We start from the raw sequence: 17,357 nt of genomic DNA on the forward strand, positions 1-17,357 counted from the left end.
CCACCCGGCAGGGGACCGGAACACCTCCGATCCCGGTCCAAATCCAAAGAAGGGCAACCTGAAATGCGCAAGTACCTTGCCAGGGGTGTGGCCGCTGGTGCCATCGCCCTGCTGGCACTGACCGCCTGCTCCGAGCGCTCGGACTCCTCCGGCGGCGGCTCGGCCGACTCCGGGAAGGGCTTCGCGGCCAACTCGCTCATCGGCGTGGCGCTGCCGGCGAAGACCTCGGAGAACTGGGTGCTCGCCGGTGACCTGTTCAGCAACGGCCTCAAGGAGGCCGGCTTCCAGTCCGACGTCCAGTACGCCGGTGCCTCCAGCACCGTCGCCGACCAGCAGGCGCAGATCTCCGCCATGGTCACCAAGGGTGCCAAGGTCATCGTCATCGGCGCGACCGACGCCGCCCAGCTGAGCACCCAGGTCAAGCAGGCCAAGGAGGCCGGCGCGACGGTCATCGCCTACGACCGGCTGATCAAGAACACCCCGGACGTGGACTACTACGTCGCATACGACAACTTCAAGGTCGGCGAGCTCCAGGGCCAGGCCCTGCTGGACGGCATGAAGGCCAAGAAGCCGAACGGCCCGTACACGGTCGAGCTCTTCTCCGGCTCGCCGGACGACAACAACTCGGCGGTCTTCTTCGACGGCGCGATGAGCGTGCTCAAGCCGGAGATCGACAAGGGCAACGTGGTGGTCGGCTCCGGCCAGACCGACATCAAGCAGACCGCCACCCAGGGCTGGAAGGCCGAGAACGCCCAGCAGCGGATGGACTCCCTGCTGAACTCGACCTACAGCAGCAAGACCCTGGACGGCGTGCTGTCGCCGAACGACACCCTGGCCCGGGCCATCCTGACCTCGGTCAAGGGCGCCGGCAAGCCGGTGCCGGTGGTCACCGGTCAGGACTCCGAGGTCGAGTCGGTCAAGTCGATCATGGCTGGCGAGCAGTACTCGACGATCAACAAGGACACCCGCAACCTGGTCAAGCAGACCATCGAGATGGTGAAGGCCCTGCAGGCCGGCAACACCCCGCAGGTGAACGACACCGACTCGTACAACAACGGGGTCAAGGTCGTCCCGTCGTACCTGCTGCCGCCGCAGATCGTCACCAAGGCGAACGCCGCCGAGGCCTACGCCAACGACCCGACCCTGGCGCCGCTCACCAAGTAAGCGCACCAGGACACGACCGCCACCCGGCAGCCGTCGGGCACGGCAGCCACGGGCCCCCGGAACTCCAGTTCCGGGGGCCCGTGTCGTGCCGGCCGTGGACCGGCGGGCCGGGCCTCAGCCGCGGACCAGCAGGGTCGTACCGTCAGGTCGGGCCGGCAGCAGTTCACCGACCACCGGGTGGCCGGGCAGTTCCCCGGCGACCAGCAGCCCGCCGGAGGTCTGCGCGTCGGCGAGCAGCAGCAACTCGGGCTCGTCGACGCCGTCGGCCAGCAGGTGCGGCGCCACCCAGGCCAGGTTCCGGCGGCTTCCGCCGCTGACGTGACCGTCGGCCAGTGCCTGCCGGGCCCCGTCCAGGTACGGTACGGCCGCGGCGTCGATCCGGGCGGTCAGCCCGGACGCCCGGGCCAGCTTGTGCAGATGGCCGAGCAGGCCGAAACCGGTCACGTCCGTCCCGCACCGGATCGCGGCGGCGACCGCTGCCGCCGACGCCGCCCGGTTGAGTTCCGTCATCGTCGCCACCGCCTGTGGGAACACCTCCCCGGTCCGCTTGTGCCGACTGTTCAGCACACCGATGCCGAGCGGCTTGGTCAGGGTCAGCGGCAGCCCGGCCTCGCCGGCGTCGTTGCGGATCAGCCGCTGCGGGTCGGCGATCCCGGTGACCGCCATGCCGTACTTCGGTTCCGGGTCGTCGACACTGTGCCCGCCGGCCACGTGGCAGTCGGCCAGCCGGGCCACGTCCAGACCACCGCGCAGCACCTCGGCGGCGAGTTCCAGCGGCAGCACGTCACGCGGCCAGGCGAGCAGGTTCACCCCCACCACCGGGGTGCCGCCCATCGCGTAGACGTCGGAGAGGGCGTTGGCGACCGCGATCCGCCCCCAGTCGTACGGGTCGTCGACGACCGGGGTGAAGAAGTCGGCGGTCGCCACCACCGCCGTACCGGACTCCAGCCGGACCACCGCCGCGTCGTCGCCGTCGTCGAGGCCGACGAGCAGTTCGCCGGGGCCGGCCGGGAGGGCCGGGCCGAGCAGGCCGGCGACCACGCTCTCCAGCTCACCCGGCGGGATCTTGCAGGCACAACCACCGCCGTGCGCGTACTGGGTCAGGCGGTACCGCTCCATCGTGGTCACCGGACCACTGTCCCATCCGACCGCGCGTGATCGCAGCTGCCGCGGTTTCGGCAGCCGCCCGACCTGACGGTCGCATCGGACATTCCGCCCACACCGAGCGGTCACCCGTGGTTAAGTGCCCAGGGTGAAGGAGCGCGGAACGAGGTGGCGATGAACGGGGCCGGCGACCCTCGACGGCGGGTGCCACGTACCGACGTGCTGCTCGCCGACCCCCGACTGGTCGCCGCCGAGGCGACCCTCGGTCGGACCCGGCTGCGGGAGATGGTCGGCGAGGTCCAGAACCGGGCCCGCCGCGGCGAGATCCCGCCGGAGCAGGTGCTCGCGGTCGCCGTCGCCGAACTGTCCGACACCGCCGCCGGACTGCGCCCGGTGCTCAACGCGACCGGTGTCGTCCTGCACACCAACCTCGGCCGGGCACCGCTGTCGGCGGCGGCGGTGAACGCCGTCGTCGCCGCCGCCGGGCACACCGACGTGGAACTCGACCTGCGGACCGGGCGTCGCGCCCGCCGCGGTCGGGGCGCGCTCGCCGCCCTCGCCACGGCCGTGCCGACCGCCGGCGGGGTACACGTGGTGAACAACGGCGCCGCCGCGCTCGCCCTGGCCGCCACCGTGTTGGCCGGCGGCGGACGGGAGATCGTGGTCAGCCGGGGTGAACTCGTGGAGATCGGCGACGGGTTTCGGCTGCCGGACCTGCTGACCAGCACCGGAGCCCGGCTGCGTGAGGTCGGCACCACCAACCGCACCTCGCTGGCCGACTACGCCGCCGCACTCGGACCGCAGACCGCGTTCCTGCTCAAGGTGCACCCGTCCAACTTCGTCGTCCGGGGATTCACCACCGCCGTACCCGTCGGGAGGTTGGCGACCCTCGGCGTACCCGTGGTGGCGGACATCGGCTCCGGACTGCTGGCTCCGGATCCGCTGCTGCCCGCCGAACCCGACGCCGCCTCCGCGCTGCGGGCCGGCGCCGCCCTGGTCACCGCCAGCGGTGACAAGCTGCTCGGCGGCCCGCAGGCCGGGCTGCTGCTCGGTGACACGGAACTGGTCGAGCGGCTGCGCCGGCACCCGCTGGCCCGGGCGTTGCGGGTGGACAAACTGACCCTGGCCGCGTTGGAGGCGACCCTGACCGGCCCGGAGACTCCCACCTGGCGGGCACTGCGGACCACCCCCGGCGCGCTGCGACTGCGGACCGAACGGCTGCGGGACCAGTTCGCCGCGGCCGGGCTGCGCACCGAGGTCGTCCCCACCACCGCCGTCGTCGGTGGCGGGGGCGCCCCGGACGTCACGCTCGAGTCGTGGGCACTCGCCCTGCCCGAGACGTACGCGGCCGCGCTGCGCCGGGGTGACCCACCGGTGATCGGCCGGGTGGACCGGGGTCGGCTGTTGCTCGACCTGCGTTGCGTACCCGCCGGGTACGACGACGCGGTGCGCAGCGCCGTGCTGCGGGTACCCGGGTCGTGGCGGGAGAACTGACGTGCCGTCGGGCCCGTCGCGCGGCTGTGTCGGCAGCGGTGACATGCGGGTCGTCGCCACCGCCGGCCACGTCGACCACGGGAAGTCCACCCTGGTCCGGGCGCTGACCGGGATGGAACCCGACCGGTGGGCCGAGGAACGGCGCCGGGGCATGACCATCGACCTCGGGTTCGCCTGGACCACCCTGCCCTCCGGCACGGCCCTCGCCTTCGTCGACGTACCCGGACACCAGCGGTTCGTACCGAACATGCTGGCCGGGGTCGGTCCGGCGCCGGCCGCGATGCTGGTCGTCGCCGCCGACGAGGGATGGAAACCGCAGTCTGCCGAGCACCTGGCCGCGCTGCACGCGCTCGGGGTCCGGTACGGCCTGTTGGTGGTGACCCGCACCGACCTGGCCGATCCCGCCGCCGCGATCACGCAGGCCCGGGCGGAGATCGCCGGCACCTCGCTCGGGGTGGTCGAGACGGTCGCGGTCAGCGCGGTCACCGGCGCCGGTCTGCCGGAACTGCGGCGGGCGCTGGACCGGCTCGCCACCCGGCTGCCGGTGCCGGACCCGACGGCGCCGGTACGGCTCTGGGTGGACCGGGCGTTCACCGTCAGGGGCAGTGGCACGGTGGTCACCGGAACCCTCGGCGCCGGCGAACTCCGGGTCGGTGACGAGCTGGAACTGACCGGCACCGGGACGCGGGTTCGGGCCCGGGGCCTGCAGGCGCTGGGCGCGGCGCTACCCCGGGTGACCGGGGTGGCCCGGGTCGCGGTGAACCTGCGCGGTGTGTCGAGGGAGCGGGTCGGCCGGGGCGACGCGCTGCTCACCCCGGAACTGTTCCGGCACACCGACCTGGTCGACGTCCGGTTGGCCGGCGACCCGGTGCGGGACCTCCCGGCGGAGGTGATGCTGCACGTCGGCTCGGCCGCCGTACCGGCCCGGGTACGTCCGCTCGGTCCGGACACCGCCCGGCTGCGGTTGGCCCGGCGACTGCCGCTGCGGGTCGGTGACCGGGCCCTGCTGCGGGATCCGGGGCGGCGGCACGTGGCCGGCGGGGTGACCGTGCTCGACGTCGTACCTCCCGGGCTGGCCCGGCGCGGCGCGGCGGCGCTGCGCGCCGGTGTCCTGGCCGGGTTGGACGGCCGCCCCGACGAACACGGCGAGCTGCGCCGTCGTGGCCTGGCCCGGCGGCGCGACCTGGAACGGATGGGGGTCACCGTGACCACGGCTCCGGTGGCTGGGGACTGGCACGCCGACCCCGGACACTGGCACGACCTGCGCCGCCGGCTCGGCGCCGAGGTGGCCCGGTGGTCGGCGGCCCACCCGCTGGAGTCGGGAGTGCCGGTCGAGACCCTGCGCCGGCTGCTCGACCTGCCCGACCGCTCGCTGGTCGAGGCGCTGGTGGTCGCGCCGTCGGTCGGTTCGCCGTTGGCCGTCCACAACGGCCGGGTCGGGCCGGGGGCGGCGGCCGGACCGCCCGAGCAGGTCGTCCGGGCGGTCCGGCGGATCGGGACGGAGTTGGCTGATCGGCCGTTCGTCGCCCCGGAGGCGGCCCGGCTCGCCGAGGTCGGCCTCGGACACCGGGAGATCGGCGCGGCGGTCCGGGCCGGTCTGCTGCTCCGGCTCGCGGACAACGTCGTGCTGCTGCCGGACGCGGCCGACAGGGCGGTGCGGGTGCTGGCCGGACTGCCCCAACCGTTCACCCTCAGCACCGCCCGGCAGGCGCTCGGTACGACCCGCCGGGTCGCCGTGCCACTGCTGGAACTGCTCGACCGCCGGGGCGCCACCCGGCGCCTGCCGGACGACGCCCGGATCGTGCTCGCGGAGTCCGGATCCGGGCCGGAATCGGCGTCCGGGTCCAGGTCCGGGCCGGAGCACGGGCCGGAGCACGGGTCGGAGTCCGAGTCCGGGCCAGGCCCGGCCTTCGTCGCCGACCGCGTCGAGGTGGGCCGCGCGGGCTGAGCCCGGCCGAACCCGGCCGGGTCGGGCGGTGCGGGCGTTAGCGTGGGGGCATGGATCCGTCGGCGGTCTGGCGGGACCGGACCCACCGGTGGCGGATCGAGGCGTACCGCGCCCCTGACCTGCGGTTCGCCATCTACGCGACGAACGGCACCACCGAGTCGGCGCCGCTGTGGCTGTACGGCATGACGGCGCTGGCCCGCTGGCTGATGCTCCAGAACATCGCGCTGGACGATCTCGAGGTGGTCTGACGGGACGACCCGGTGGACCTGACGGTCATCCGGTGCCGACGCTGGCGGCGCGACCAGATGGCCGCCGAGACCGGCGTGCCGTGGGTACTGCCCAGCCCGAACATGCCGACCCCGGACACCGCCCTGGTCTATCCCGGCACCGGGATGTTCGAGGGCGTCGCGTCGATGACCGAGGGGCGGGGTACGACCCGGCCGTTCGAACTGGTCGGCGGGCTGGCCACCGAGTTCGACTACCACTGGGCGGACCGGCTCGCCGCCCGGAACCTGTCGGGGGTGGAGTTCCGCGAGGCGTACTTCTCCCCGACCATCGCCGGGCAGAAGCCGGACCTGCTCAACAAACTCTGCGCGGGAGTGGAGGTGAAGGTTGTCGACCCAGCCCGGTTCGACCCGATCCGTACTGCGGTGGCGATGCTGGTCGAGGCCCGCAGATATCCGGCGTTCGCCTGGCAGGCGGACAGTTGGGACGCGACCCGGCCGTACTGGATCGACAAGCTCAGCGGTTCGACTCGGCTGCCTACTGACCGTAACGGCCGGGTTTCACAGTCCGGTGCACTCCCGGTCCGCCACGACGCAGCCGGAGGGCTGTTTCGGGCCGAGCAGCCCGTCCTGCTTCACCTCGAACCGGATCGTCACCGCCTCGTCGGCGGCGAGCCGGGGACCGCTGAAGGTCACCCGCCGGTCCTCCTGCCGGTAGTCGGCGCCGGTGGCTGACGACACCTCGGCGGCGCCGGGCAGCGTGATCACGACGGTCCAGCCGGTGGCCGCCCCGTCGCCCTCGTTGGTCACCACCACCTCGCCCTGGTAGTCCAGCAGGTCCCGGTCGACGGTGGCGTACCGGGCGGCGAGCCGGGGCTGCCCGGTACGGCCCGGGGGCCGGGAGGCGCCGGCGCCCGGGGTGCGGCGCGGCGTCGGCGTGGTCGATCTGCTCGGCTGGACCGGGGCGACCCCGACCGCCGGGGTGCGTGGCGCCGGGCTGCCCGAACCGGCTCCGCCGGTCGCGTCCCCGTCGGCGGCGCGCGGCGCCCCGCTGGGGGACTGGGCCGCCCGGCCGTTGACCAGACCCACCGCGACCACCACGCCGCCGACGAGTAGTGCGACCACCGCCAGTCCGGCGCCGAGACGGTGCCGGGAGCGGCGGGCGGACGTGGCCGGTCCACGACCCGTCGGGGCGACCGCCGCCCCGGCGGTCAGCGTCGGCGCGGCGAGGACCGATCCGGCGGCCGGGTCCGGTCCGGACGGTGGGGCCGGGAAGTCGACCTCACCGAAGGCCAGCCAGTCCAGGACGGCCGGCAGCCTGGTCTCGAGGACCCGCTGGTAGCAGCGCTCCCGCAGGTCCGGGTCGGCGAGGTCCCACGGCTCCTGGTCGTCGGACTGGGTGACGGTGAGCTGACAGCCGTCGCCGGTCGGGGTCAGTTCGCACACCAGCCGGGTGTGCTGCCCGGACTCCGGCCAGCGCAGCTCGAGACGCCGGGGCGGGTCGAGTTCGACCAGTTCGACGGTGACCCGCTCGGCCAGCTCGGGCAGGTCCACCGGTCGCAACTCGAAGCGGCTGATCGACGAGGGGCGCGGCTGTACCGAGGCGAACCACTTGGGCAGCAGTTCGGGGTCGGTCAGGGCCTGCCAGACCCGGTCCGCGGGGTGGCGGAGGTCGACGCTGGTCCGGAGTTGGGTCACGGCGTGACTGTACGACGGCGGGTCCGGGCGCCACGACGGGCCCCGTGACCCCCGCCACGGTCCGTCACCCGGACCGGGGGTGGTCCGGCGACGGGCGGATTCCGACGCGCGGGAACCCTAGGGTGATTTGCGTGAAAAACAAGGGATTGCGGACGGTGTTGTCGATCGGTGCCGCGCTCGCGGTCATCTACTTCGGCAACCGGCCGGAGGACGGACGCGGCGTCACCAACACCGTCCTGCTCCTGGCGGTCCTGGTCGGACTGGCCGTCTGGTACCTGACCCGCCCCGGCGGCAAGCCGGTGAGCTGACCGCCGGTCCGCTCACCGGACTGCCGCCGAACCGCCGGCGGCCCTGGTCAGTTCGCCGACCGACGCCTGGCCCAGGGAGACCCGGACCAGCGCGGAGACCAACCGGGGAAAGTCGTTCCCGCCGGCCAGTCGGGCCAGCCGGTCCGGCGCGGACGGCAGCCCGAGCCGCTCGGCCGCCCCGGCCACCCGACGATCGGTGTACGGGCGCAGGTCCGTCCACACCGCCTGCGCCTCACGCAGGAAGATGTCCGCACCGGTGGGGCCGATGCCCGGAAACTCCGTCAGCAGCCGACGCAGTCCGGACCGGTCACCGGCGGCGGCCCGACGCATTCGACGCAGGTCGCCACCCCAGCGCTCCAGGCACAGGTCGGCCGACCTGCCCAGCATCGTCGCGGTCCGCTCGTCGTACCGCCGGTAGTGGCCCCGGCCGAGCGCGTCGACCCGTTCCTGCCAGCTGGTCGCCGCCGTGCCCTGCGGCGTACGACACCCGGCGGCGAAGAGTTCCCGGGCGGCGGCGACCGCCACCCCGGCCCGGATCCGGGTGCTGAGCAGCGTGGTCAGCAGCAGCAACTGGTACAACGGTCCCGGCCGGTCGACGAGCCGGATCCCGGCCTCCTCGGCGTAGCTGCGGCCCTCCCGGTCGAGCAGGACCCGGACCAGTGCGCGTTGACGATCCACCCGTTCCGGCTACCCACCAGCCGCCCCGGCACACCGTACCGCCGGCACGCCGTTGAGCGGGCACAGCGGCCACCGACGGCCGAGGGCGCTGGCGGCCCCGGCGGCGGGTCCGGGGCGCGGGCGAATGCCGCCACCGGCGTCGGGTAACCACAGCGTGGGCGTGCCGGAGGTGTGATCGGACGGTCCGAAACCGTACACACCGCGCGGCGACCACCAGGTCGTCGGATGCCTCCGCCGGACGGCGGACGGCGAGCGACCGGCGCGCCGGCGGAAGGGGATGACGATGACCAACGTGCAGCAGCCGGAGATGCGCCGCAACGGGCTGAACCCGACGGTGCAGGACAGCAAGGGTCCACGACCGGGCGAGCCGACCCGGACCAACGGCGGCGGCGGGCGACGGATGCCCCCTGACCAGGTCTCCCCGTACGGCCAGGCGTCGCGCCCGGTCGCGGAGGACCCGGACCGACGGGCAGCCGGCCGCAGCACGGCCCGTCCGGCCGCCGGCGGCGGTCGTGACTGACCGGCCCAGGTCCAGCGTGCCGGTCCGGAGCACGGCCGGCCGGGCGACGACGGTCAGGCGGCCCGACCCTGGCTCAGCTGGTGCAGGGTGGCCACCGCGGCGACCCCGTACGCCAGGTGCGGCACGATGTCCGACCACCAGTCGGCGGCGCTCCAGCTCCGCGGATCGGTGACCCGCAGGGCGGTCAGGAATCCGTCCGCGGTCGCCATCACGCCGGCACCGAAGAGCGTGGCCGCGACCGGTGTCGGTAGCCGCCGGAGCCCGAGCGCGGTGAAGGCGGCACCGCAGAACAGACCGGTGGCATAGCCCAGGAGGGGTCCGAGGCCCGAGCGGCGGTTCGCCGCCCGGTCCTCGGGCCCCAGACCGATGTGCAGAGCCTGGGTCAGACGCCCGGCGCTCTCCTCCGGGGTGCTGCTCGCCGGCCGTGCCCGCACCGTCATGTCCAGGTACGTCACGACGTTCAGCGCGACGCTGCCGACCGCACCCGCGATCAGCCCGTCGACGGCGTGCTCACCGACCGACGCCCGTTGAGGCCGGCCGCCCAGTAACGGCAGGATGGCCATCTTCGCCCGGCCGGTCATCTCGGCTCTCCCCGGCCACGCTCACCCTTCGGGCCGAGCCCTCGCTCACCGCGGACGAAGCCGGGCCGGTCCTGCTGTTCCCGCAGCTCACGGTTTGCCGCCTCGTCGGCCTTCTTGTCGTTGGCGCGTCCCGAGTTCTCGATGCGTTTGCGCAGTCGCGCACGTTCCACGTCGTACGCGTTGCTACCGGGTCGTGGTCCTGGCATCAGGCCGCCTCCGTCCGTCGTGTCGGCGCCGTACCGGGGCGGTCTACCCGCCCGGCTCCGGGCCATTCGCCGATCAGGTGTCCGGGACGAGGTCGGACAACGTCGTACTCTCGTCGATGAATCCGAAGGACGGTGTGGAACCACTACTCCGGCCGGACAGATGCGGCGTTATGGGACGATTGAGTGGAATGTCCGTCGGGGACGGCGGAGGGCGGCGGGACCCGGCGACCGCGGACAGGAGGGGCGACCCGGTGATCGGCCGTGCGTGACGTGTTGGACGAGTTGGCCCACTGGTGGCGGGCCGGCGAACCGGTCGGGTTGGCCACGGTCGTGGGCACTTGGCGCTCCGCGCCCCGCCCCGCCGGGGCGACGATGCTGGTCGGCCCGGACGGCACCGTGGTCGGGAGCGTCTCCGGCGGATGCGTGGAGGGCGCCGTCTACGACCTGGCCCGGGAGGTGGCCCGTACCGGCGTCCCCGCGCTGCGCCGGTACGGCGTCACCGACGACGACGCCTTCGCGATCGGTCTGACCTGTGGCGGCATCCTCGACGTGTACGTCGAACGGGTCGACCCGACCGGCTTCCCGCAGTTCGCCGAGGTCGCCTCGGCGATCCGGGCGGGCCGGCCGACGGCGGTGGTCAGCTGCGTGGAGAGCACCGGCGGCGATCCGGCGGACCGGGTCGGCCGGCGGCTGGTGGTCTGGACGGACCGGACGATCGGCTCGCTCGGCACCGACCGGTTGGACGCGGCGGTCGCCGACGATGCCCGGGGGCTGCTCGCGCTCGGCCGTACCGGCACCCTCCGGTACGGGTACGACGGCCAGCGGCGCGGCGACGACCTGCGGCTCTTCGTGGCGACGTACGCGGCCCCGCCCCGGATGGTCGTGTTCGGGGCGATCGATTTCGCCGCCGCGGTGGCCCGGATCGGCACGTTCCTCGGATACCGGGTGACGGTCTGCGACGCCCGGGCGGTCTTCGCCACCGCCCGCCGGTTCCCGGACGCGGACGAGGTGGTGGTCGACTGGCCACACCGGTACCTGCGGGCCGAGGCGGAGGCGGGTCGTGTGGACGGCCGGACGGTGGTCTGCGTCCTGACCCACGACCCGAAGTTCGACGTACCGGTGCTGGAGGTGGCGTTGCGGCTGCCGCTGGCGTACGTCGGCGCGATGGGGTCCCGGCGGACCCACCTGGACCGGCTGGCCCGGCTGCGGGCCGTCGGGCTGACCGAGGCGGAGCTGGAGCGACTCTCCTCCCCACTCGGCCTCGACCTGGGGGCACGGACCCCGGAGGAGACCGCGGTCAGCATCGCGGCGGAGATCGTCGCCGGCCGGTGGGGCGGCAGCGGCGGTCGGCTCTCGGCGCTGGACGGTCGGATCCACCACGACACCCCGGCCCCCGGTGAGGGCCGGACAGAACCACCGGACGAAGTGCCGGTCCCACCGACCGCAGCCGTGAATCCACTGCCGGCACCGGGCTGAACCACGGCGGCCCGGACCGACGGCGTCCACGGATCGGCCGCACGCCGCCACCAGGCGGGACCGGGTCGCGGTCACCAGGGCCGCCACCACCGCGACGGAGCCGGTGTGGCCGGCAGCGCGGCGATTCTGGGTCCACGTCGAGTACGGCGAGCGCGTCGGGCCGGGTCGCGGCGCGGTCGAAGGCCGCGACGTAGGCCAGTTTCTCCGCTGGCGTGCCGAGGGCGTCCCGGGGTGAGGCGTAGCGGCTGGAGTCGGAGGTCCTCCCGGAGCGGGCCAGGCCTCGAGCTACCGCCTACCGAGCCCATCGACAAGGTCAGATTCGATGGAGGTCGATCCCGATCGCCGGGGTACGCGGGACGCGCCGAGTCGCCGGCGCGGTGTGGGCGGGCGGACCCCGGGTCGACCGGTCGCGGATCTAGCGGCGTGCGTCGATGGTCTGGTAAGAATTCCTTCAACATCGCTCGGTTGTATCAAGGAATCCTTCATCCCCCTCTGGAGGTCCCCGTGACCGGCAACCCCCTGTCCCGCCGTGACGTCGTACGCGGCGCGGTTCTGCTCGGCGTCGGTGCCGCCACCGGTGGTCTGTCCCTCGCCGGCACCAGCCCCGCCCTGGCCGCGCCCGACACCGGCGCCCTGCTCGCGGTCGAGCCGCCGACGATCGCCAGCTGCGCCACCTGGGGCGCCCGCACCCCCGGCTCGCTCAGCGTGATCTCGTCGAACCCGGACAAGATCCTGATCCACCACACCGCCGGCCCGAACAGCACCACCTACACCCAGGCCCACGCGTACTCGGTGGCCCGCAGCATCCAGAACTTCCACATGAACGACAACGGCTGGTCCGACTCGGGGCAGCACTTCACCATCAGCCGTGGCGGCTACGTGATGGAGGGCCGACACAACAGCCTCACCCGGCTGCGGGCCGGCAGCGGGATGGTCGTCGGGGCGCACTGTCCCGGCCAGAACGACAAGGCGATCGGCATCGAGAACGAGGGCACCTACACCAGCGCCACCCCACCGGCGGCCCTCTACGACCGGCTGGTGCAGTTCTGCGCCTACATCTGCGACCAGTACGGCATCGCCGCCTCCCGGATCTACGGCCACCGTGACTACGTCGCCACCGCCTGCCCGGGCAACGTGCTCTACGGCATGCTTCCGCAACTGCGCGCCGACGTCGCCGACGCGCTCTCCGGCGGCGGCACCCCGCCACCGGCGTTCAGCACCATCGTCGACAACACCACCGCCGGCCGGTTCACCGCCAGCGCGAACTGGCTGACCTCCTCGTACTCCGCCGAGCGCTACGGCGCCGACTACCGGTACGCCAATCCGGAGCCGATCAGCGACGTCGCCTGGTACAAGGCGAACATCCCGGCCGAGGGGACGTACCGGGTGGACGCCTGGTATCCCGGTATCGCCGGCTACAACACCGCGACGCCGTACATCGTGGTGACGAAGAGTGGTAACCAGACCGTGGTGGTCGACCAGAGCACCGGCGGCGGCGCCTGGCGCTCGCTGGGCACCTTCACCCTGACCGCCGGGGACCGCAACGTCGCCGGGGTGAGCCGGTGGAGCGGCGCCAGTGGGTACGTCGTCGCCGACGCCATCCGGATCACCCGGGTCTGAGCCGGCCACCCAGGTCCGGAGCCGGTACGCATCATCACCGTCACCCCGGGTAACGACCTGCGGTGGCCGGTGTGGTGCCGGGTCGCGGACGCCGGAGGTGGGGGAGTGCGGTACGACGAGTTCCTGGCCAAGGTGCGGGATCGTGGCGAGTACGCCGACCCCGCGGAGGCGGAGCGGGTCACTCATCTGGTCCTCGGCATCCTGGCCCAGCGTCTGCATCCGGACGAGGCCGAGGACCTGGCCGCCCAGCTGCCCGGACCACTGGCGGCCACGCTGATCTCGGCGGCGCAGGGCGGCCCGGCGGGGTTCGGGGCGCGGGAGTTCCTGGGGCGGGTGGCGACGGGTGCCGGGGCGACCGCCCGGACCGCCGAGTGGGACGCCAGCGCGGTGCTCTGCACGGTCGCCGAGGCGATCTCCGGCGGGGAACTGAACGACGTGCTGACCCAGTTGCCCTCCGGGTACGCCCCGCTGTTCGGCCGGGCCAATCTGAGCGGCTGATCCGCATTCGCCGGCCCTCTCCTCGGTGTCGAGGAGAGGGCCCCGCCAGCAGTGGGCACATCGAGGGCGGCGCGACAGGACAGCCCGACCAAACACGCTAGCATCCTAGGATGCCGTACGGGGTGTGGCCCACCCCACATCCACCAGCCGCCACGAACCGACACCGTCTCGGCGCGCGCGGCGGAGGGAAAACACGAGGCCGGATATAGTGGCTCAGCGTTGAGCAGCCCGGGGTCGAGATGTCTGGATCCCGGGCCGCTGTCAGAACACCGGCGTCCCCGGTCGGCCTCGTCGTCCAGGGGAGGGCCGGCCGGAGCGCGTACCGGTTCCTGGATCGCCGCCCGTTGACGCGGGCGGGTCGATCGGGCCAGGCGCGGAGGGAGGATCGGTGGCGCGTCGGCCGGCGCGGGCGTCTGAGGCCCGGTCAACCGGTGGTGACGGCTCCGAGCAGACCGCCGCGATGGGCCGGATCCTCACCGTGCCCAACCTGATCAGCTTCGCCCGGTTGCTCGGCGTACCGGTCTTCCTCTATCTGTTCCTGGTCGTCCGGACCGATGCCGCCGACGGCGCCGCCGTGGTCATCCTGGCGGTCGGCGGGCTGACCGACTGGGTCGACGGTTACGTCGCGCGTCGGCTGCGGCAGGTCAGCCGGCTCGGTGAGCTCCTCGACCCGGTCGCGGACCGGCTCTACATCCTGGCCACGCTGGTCGCGTTGACCGTCCGGGAGGTCGTGCCCTGGCAGTTCACCGTGGCACTGCTGGCCCGGGACGTGGTGATGACGGTCAACCTCGCGGTGCTGCGGCGGTACGGCTACCAGCCACCACCGGTCCACTACCTCGGTAAGACGGCGACGTTTGTCCTGCTGCTCGCGTTTCCGGTGCTGCTGCTGGCGCACACCGTGTCGGGGGCGGCGGCGACCGCCGGGGCGATCGGGTGGGGGCTGGCCTGGTGGGGTCTGGCCCTCTACTGGCTGGCCGGCGTGCTCTACCTGGTGCAGGCGGCGCGGCTGATCCGGTTGGCCCGGTCCGTTCGGGCAGGGGCGGGATGACCGATCGCGGCGGGCGGACCTTCACGCCGGACTTCCTCACCGAGTTGTTCCGTAATCCGCTCGACCCGGGTTACGCCGCGGCGGCGGAACAGCGGCGGCGCAACGCGGCCGCTGGGCGTACCGTCGCCGGGTGGCGGCGGCCGTCGATGCGGGTGGTGAGTGTGCTGACTCTGGTCGCCCTGGGTTTCCTGCTGGCCGTGGCCTACCGCCAGACGGTCGCGGCGGAGCCGGGTCGTAGTGCGGCGCGGGCCGGGCTGGCGGAGCAGATCAAGCAGCGGGAGGCGGAGAACGCGGCGTTGACGGCGCGGGCCGAGCGACTCCGTGCGGAGGTGAACCGGCAGCGGGACGCGGCGCTCTCCGGTAGTGCGGTGGCGAGGCTGCGGCAGTTGGAGGCGGCGACCGGTCTGGGTCGGGTTCGTGGGGATGGTGTGGTGGTGCGGGTCGCGGACGCGCCGTCGAACGCGGATGCGGTGACCGGGGCCGGTGGGACGAATCTGGGTCGGGTCCTCGACCGTGATCTTCAGGACATCGCGAACGCGTTGTGGAGTGTCGGAGCGGAGGCGATAGCGATCAACGGTCAACGGCTCACCAGTACGTCGACCATCCGGGCGGCGGGTGGGGCGATCCTGGTGGATTTCAAGCCGGTCATCGGGCCGTACGAGGTGTCGGCGATCGGGCCGGGTCGGATGGGTCGGCGGTTCGAGGACAGTGCCGCCGCGCGGTTGTTGCGTAGTGTCGCGGAGGAGTACGGGATGTCGTTCGACGTCCGTGATGCTGACGATCTGACGTTGTCGGCCGCGACCGAACCGCAGTTGCGGTATGCGGTGCCTGATGTCGAGCCCTCCGCCTCCTCGTCCGGGGTGCCGTCGTCGTCCGGTTCCGGGGTGTCGCCCCGACCGTCCGGGGGTGGCCGATGATCCCGGTGGTGGCGTTGCTCGTCGGGGTGGTTCTTGGCGTCTGGCTGGACCCGTCGGTGCCGTCGGCGTTGCAGCCGTATCTGCCGATCGCGGTGGTGGCCGCGTTGGACGCGGTTTTCGGTGGGGTGCGGGCGAAGCTGGACGGGATTTTCGACGACAAGCAGTTTGTCGTCTCGTTCATCTCGAATGTGCTGGTGGCGGGGATCATCGTGTATCTCGGGGACCAGCTCGGGGTGGGGGGCCAGCTGTCGACGGGTGTGGTGGTCGTGCTGGGCGTGCGGATCTTCGGCAATGTGGCGGCTATTCGTCGTCACCTGTTCCGGGCGTAGGTTGGCACGATGGTGGAGAAGGGCGAGGGCGACGTCGGTGGTCCGACGGGGTCGGGGGATTCCGTCGGGTCGGTGGGTGTGGACGGTGTGGTGTCGGGTCCGGATGCGGTGGGCTCCGCCGATGGTGTGGTGTCGCCGTCCGGTGACGTCGGGTCGGATGCCGAGGTGACGGTGCCGGTCAGCGCCGGCGAGGTGACGGTGCCGCTCGGGTCGGCGGACCGGGCGGAGGCCGTGGGCGGGGAGTCGGTGGCCCAGGCGGCGGTGCCCGGGGCGGCCGGTCGGTCGCGGTTCAGTTCGGCGAGCGTGATGATCGCGGTGCTGTTGGCGGTGCTGGGGTTCACGCTGGTGGTGCAGTTGCGGACGAATTCGACGGACGCGTCGTTGGAGTCGGCCCGGCAGGAGGATCTGGTACGGATCCTGTCGGATCTGGACGCGCAGGAGGAACGGGTCCGGCAGGACATCGCCGGGTTGGAGGAGAGTCAGCGGCAGCTGAGTTCCGGGGCCGAGGGTCAGCAGGCGGCGTTGGACGAGGCGACCCGCCGGGCGGACGAGTTGGGGGTGTTGGCGGGGACGTTGCCGGTGCGGGGTCCGGGGTTGGCGGTGACGTTCCGGTCGGTGGGTAAGCCGATCGCGGCGTCGCGGGTGCTGGACGCGGTGCAGGAGTTGCGTGGCGCGGGTGGTGAGGCGATGCAGATCACCGGTGGTGACGGTGCCGCGGTGCGGATTGTGGCGTCGACGTACTTTCTTGATGCCGACGGTGGGATTTCGGTGGGTGGGCGGCGCCTTGTCGGGCCGTACACGATCCTGGTGGTGGGTGATCCGACGACGATGCGGACCGCGTTGAACATCCCGGGCGGGGTGGTGGCGTCGGTTGGTGGCGACGGCGGTAACGTGACGATCGAGGAGCGGGACGTGGTCGAGGTGACGGCTGTGAGCCCGCAGAAGGACCTGCAGTATGCGCGACCGGTCTCGTGACCGGCGTTGCCGGGTCGGGTGGTCCGGCCTGGTGGATCGGTGCGATGGAGAAGGACGCGTCTGGTGATTCCTGAGGAGCTGCGCTACACCGCCGAGCACGAGTGGGTGGCGGGTGACGGTAGTGGGCCGGTGCGGGTGGGCATCACCCACTTCGCGCAGGACGCGTTGGGTGACATTGTGTACGTGCAGCTGCCCGAGGTGGGGGCGGCGGTGGAGGCCGGGGAGTCGTTCGGCGAGGTCGAGTCGACCAAGAGTGTGTCGGAGTTGTACGCGCCGGTGAGCGGTACGGTGGTGGCGCGTAATGATCAGTTGGTTGATACTCCTGAGGTAATCAACACCGACCCGTACGGGGCGGGCTGGTTGGTTCAGCTTGCGCCGAGTGATCCGGCCGCGGTGGCCGGGTTGCTCAGTGCGGAGGCGTACCAGGAGCTGACCGGGAGCTGATGGCGGTGAGGCCGGCGTGTGGTTGTGTCCGCGCGTCCGGTTGCTCTGTTTTTCGGCGCTGGCTAGGCTCGCCCAGTCGACCGAGAACCAAATAGTTGCGCGTTGCGGAATTGCCTTCCCGGGCA

19 protein-coding genes and 2 pseudogenes are annotated in these 17,357 nt (G+C 72.8%); 15 read left to right on the plus strand and 6 right to left on the minus strand.

Features of this window, described 5'->3' with window-relative positions; translation table 11 throughout:
* The first annotated feature begins 63 nt into the window (after window positions 1-63).
* Window positions 64-1,164 (plus strand): sugar-binding protein, encoded by a 1,101-nt coding sequence (locus tag ABGB21_RS22760; RefSeq protein WP_347657201.1) that lies wholly within the window; start codon window positions 64-66, stop codon window positions 1,162-1,164.
* Window positions 1,165-1,278: 114 nt separating this feature from the next.
* Here ABGB21_RS22760 and selD read toward each other — a convergent pair whose 3' ends face one another.
* Entirely contained in the window at window positions 1,279-2,283 is a 1,005-nt protein-coding gene (gene selD, locus ABGB21_RS22765) for a selenide, water dikinase SelD (RefSeq protein ID WP_347657233.1), read from the minus strand.
* A 159-nt stretch (window positions 2,284-2,442) separates the two neighbouring features.
* Here selD and selA point away from each other — a divergent pair, with 159 nt between their 5' ends.
* From selA to ABGB21_RS22785, 4 genes are read left to right on the plus strand one after another with little or no spacing between them, the layout of a single operon-like run.
* Window positions 2,443-3,762 carry an L-seryl-tRNA(Sec) selenium transferase gene (selA, locus tag ABGB21_RS22770; protein WP_347657234.1) on the plus strand — a complete coding sequence of 440 codons (1,320 nt, stop codon included), beginning with the start codon at window positions 2,443-2,445 and terminating at the stop codon, window positions 3,760-3,762.
* A 43-nt stretch (window positions 3,763-3,805) separates the two neighbouring features.
* Window positions 3,806-5,710: a selenocysteine-specific translation elongation factor gene (gene selB, locus ABGB21_RS22775; protein WP_347679518.1), complete on the plus strand. Its 1,905-nt coding sequence runs from the start codon at window positions 3,806-3,808 to the stop codon at window positions 5,708-5,710.
* 50 nt (window positions 5,711-5,760) lie between these two features.
* Complete coding sequence (locus ABGB21_RS22780; protein ID WP_347657202.1) at window positions 5,761-5,958, plus strand: hypothetical protein; 198 nt, start codon at window positions 5,761-5,763, stop codon at window positions 5,956-5,958.
* A 12-nt stretch (window positions 5,959-5,970) separates the two neighbouring features.
* Window positions 5,971-6,669: an exo-beta-N-acetylmuramidase NamZ domain-containing protein gene (locus ABGB21_RS22785; protein ID WP_347679425.1), complete on the plus strand. Its 699-nt coding sequence runs from the start codon at window positions 5,971-5,973 to the stop codon at window positions 6,667-6,669.
* A 579-nt stretch (window positions 6,670-7,248) separates the two neighbouring features.
* Here the strand turns inward: ABGB21_RS22785 and ABGB21_RS22790 are convergent.
* A pseudogene (locus ABGB21_RS22790) lies at window positions 7,249-7,632 on the minus strand (SRPBCC domain-containing protein); the annotation flags it as partial.
* Window positions 7,633-7,790: 158 nt separating this feature from the next.
* Here ABGB21_RS22790 and ABGB21_RS22795 point away from each other — a divergent pair.
* Window positions 7,791-7,940 (plus strand): amidophosphoribosyltransferase, encoded by a 150-nt coding sequence (locus ABGB21_RS22795; protein ID WP_347657236.1) that lies wholly within the window; start codon window positions 7,791-7,793, stop codon window positions 7,938-7,940.
* Window positions 7,941-7,952: 12 nt separating this feature from the next.
* Here the strand turns inward: ABGB21_RS22795 and ABGB21_RS22800 are convergent, their stop codons facing one another.
* On the minus strand, window positions 7,953-8,618 hold the full coding sequence (locus tag ABGB21_RS22800) for a hypothetical protein (RefSeq protein WP_347657204.1): 666 nt from the start codon (window positions 8,616-8,618) through the stop codon (window positions 7,953-7,955).
* A gap of 283 nt (window positions 8,619-8,901) precedes the next feature.
* Between ABGB21_RS22800 and ABGB21_RS22805 the strand changes: the two genes are divergently transcribed.
* Complete coding sequence (locus ABGB21_RS22805) at window positions 8,902-9,138, plus strand: hypothetical protein (protein WP_347657205.1); 237 nt, start codon at window positions 8,902-8,904, stop codon at window positions 9,136-9,138.
* 53 nt (window positions 9,139-9,191) lie between these two features.
* Here ABGB21_RS22805 and ABGB21_RS22810 read toward each other — a convergent pair whose 3' ends face one another.
* Window positions 9,192-9,719 carry a hypothetical protein gene (locus tag ABGB21_RS22810; protein ID WP_347657206.1) on the minus strand — a complete coding sequence of 176 codons (528 nt, stop codon included), beginning with the start codon at window positions 9,717-9,719 and terminating at the stop codon, window positions 9,192-9,194.
* Window positions 9,716-9,925, minus strand: coding sequence for a phosphatidylethanolamine-binding protein (locus tag ABGB21_RS22815; RefSeq protein ID WP_347657207.1), 210 nt, complete (start codon window positions 9,923-9,925; stop codon window positions 9,716-9,718). The genes ABGB21_RS22810 and ABGB21_RS22815 overlap by 4 nt, the downstream gene beginning before the upstream one ends.
* 261 nt (window positions 9,926-10,186) lie before the next feature.
* Between ABGB21_RS22815 and ABGB21_RS22820 the strand changes: the two genes are divergently transcribed.
* Window positions 10,187-11,401: an XdhC family protein gene (locus ABGB21_RS22820; protein WP_347679427.1), complete on the plus strand. Its 1,215-nt coding sequence runs from the start codon at window positions 10,187-10,189 to the stop codon at window positions 11,399-11,401.
* Window positions 11,402-11,528: 127 nt separating this feature from the next.
* Here ABGB21_RS22820 and ABGB21_RS22825 read toward each other — a convergent pair.
* Window positions 11,529-11,678 (minus strand): annotated as a pseudogene (locus ABGB21_RS22825) (hypothetical protein); the annotation flags it as partial.
* 227 nt (window positions 11,679-11,905) lie between these two features.
* Here ABGB21_RS22825 and ABGB21_RS22830 point away from each other — a divergent pair.
* From ABGB21_RS22830 to gcvH, 7 genes are all read left to right on the plus strand, one after another.
* Window positions 11,906-13,021: an N-acetylmuramoyl-L-alanine amidase gene (locus ABGB21_RS22830; RefSeq protein WP_347679429.1), complete on the plus strand. Its 1,116-nt coding sequence runs from the start codon at window positions 11,906-11,908 to the stop codon at window positions 13,019-13,021.
* A gap of 105 nt (window positions 13,022-13,126) precedes the next feature.
* Window positions 13,127-13,519 (plus strand): DUF2267 domain-containing protein, encoded by a 393-nt coding sequence (locus ABGB21_RS22835; RefSeq protein WP_347657210.1) that lies wholly within the window; start codon window positions 13,127-13,129, stop codon window positions 13,517-13,519.
* Between the two features lie 388 nt (window positions 13,520-13,907).
* Entirely contained in the window at window positions 13,908-14,567 is a 660-nt protein-coding gene (locus ABGB21_RS22840) for a CDP-alcohol phosphatidyltransferase family protein (protein WP_347679431.1), read from the plus strand.
* On the plus strand, window positions 14,564-15,484 hold the full coding sequence (locus tag ABGB21_RS22845) for a DUF881 domain-containing protein (protein ID WP_347657212.1): 921 nt from the start codon (window positions 14,564-14,566) through the stop codon (window positions 15,482-15,484). The genes ABGB21_RS22840 and ABGB21_RS22845 overlap by 4 nt, the downstream gene beginning before the upstream one ends.
* Window positions 15,481-15,813 (plus strand): small basic family protein, encoded by a 333-nt coding sequence (locus ABGB21_RS22850; RefSeq protein WP_347657213.1) that lies wholly within the window; start codon window positions 15,481-15,483, stop codon window positions 15,811-15,813. Before ABGB21_RS22845 ends, ABGB21_RS22850 begins: the two co-directional genes overlap by 4 nt.
* Window positions 15,814-15,822: 9 nt before the next feature.
* Entirely contained in the window at window positions 15,823-16,788 is a 966-nt protein-coding gene (locus ABGB21_RS22855) for a DUF881 domain-containing protein (protein ID WP_347679433.1), read from the plus strand.
* 63 nt (window positions 16,789-16,851) lie between these two features.
* Window positions 16,852-17,232, plus strand: coding sequence for a glycine cleavage system protein GcvH (gene gcvH, locus ABGB21_RS22860; RefSeq protein WP_347657215.1), 381 nt, complete (start codon window positions 16,852-16,854; stop codon window positions 17,230-17,232).
* The last annotated feature ends 125 nt before the right edge of the window (window positions 17,233-17,357 follow it).

This window comes from Plantactinospora sp. B24E8 (assembly GCF_039871735.1).
In the GTDB taxonomy this organism is placed as follows: domain Bacteria; phylum Actinomycetota; class Actinomycetes; order Mycobacteriales; family Micromonosporaceae; genus Plantactinospora.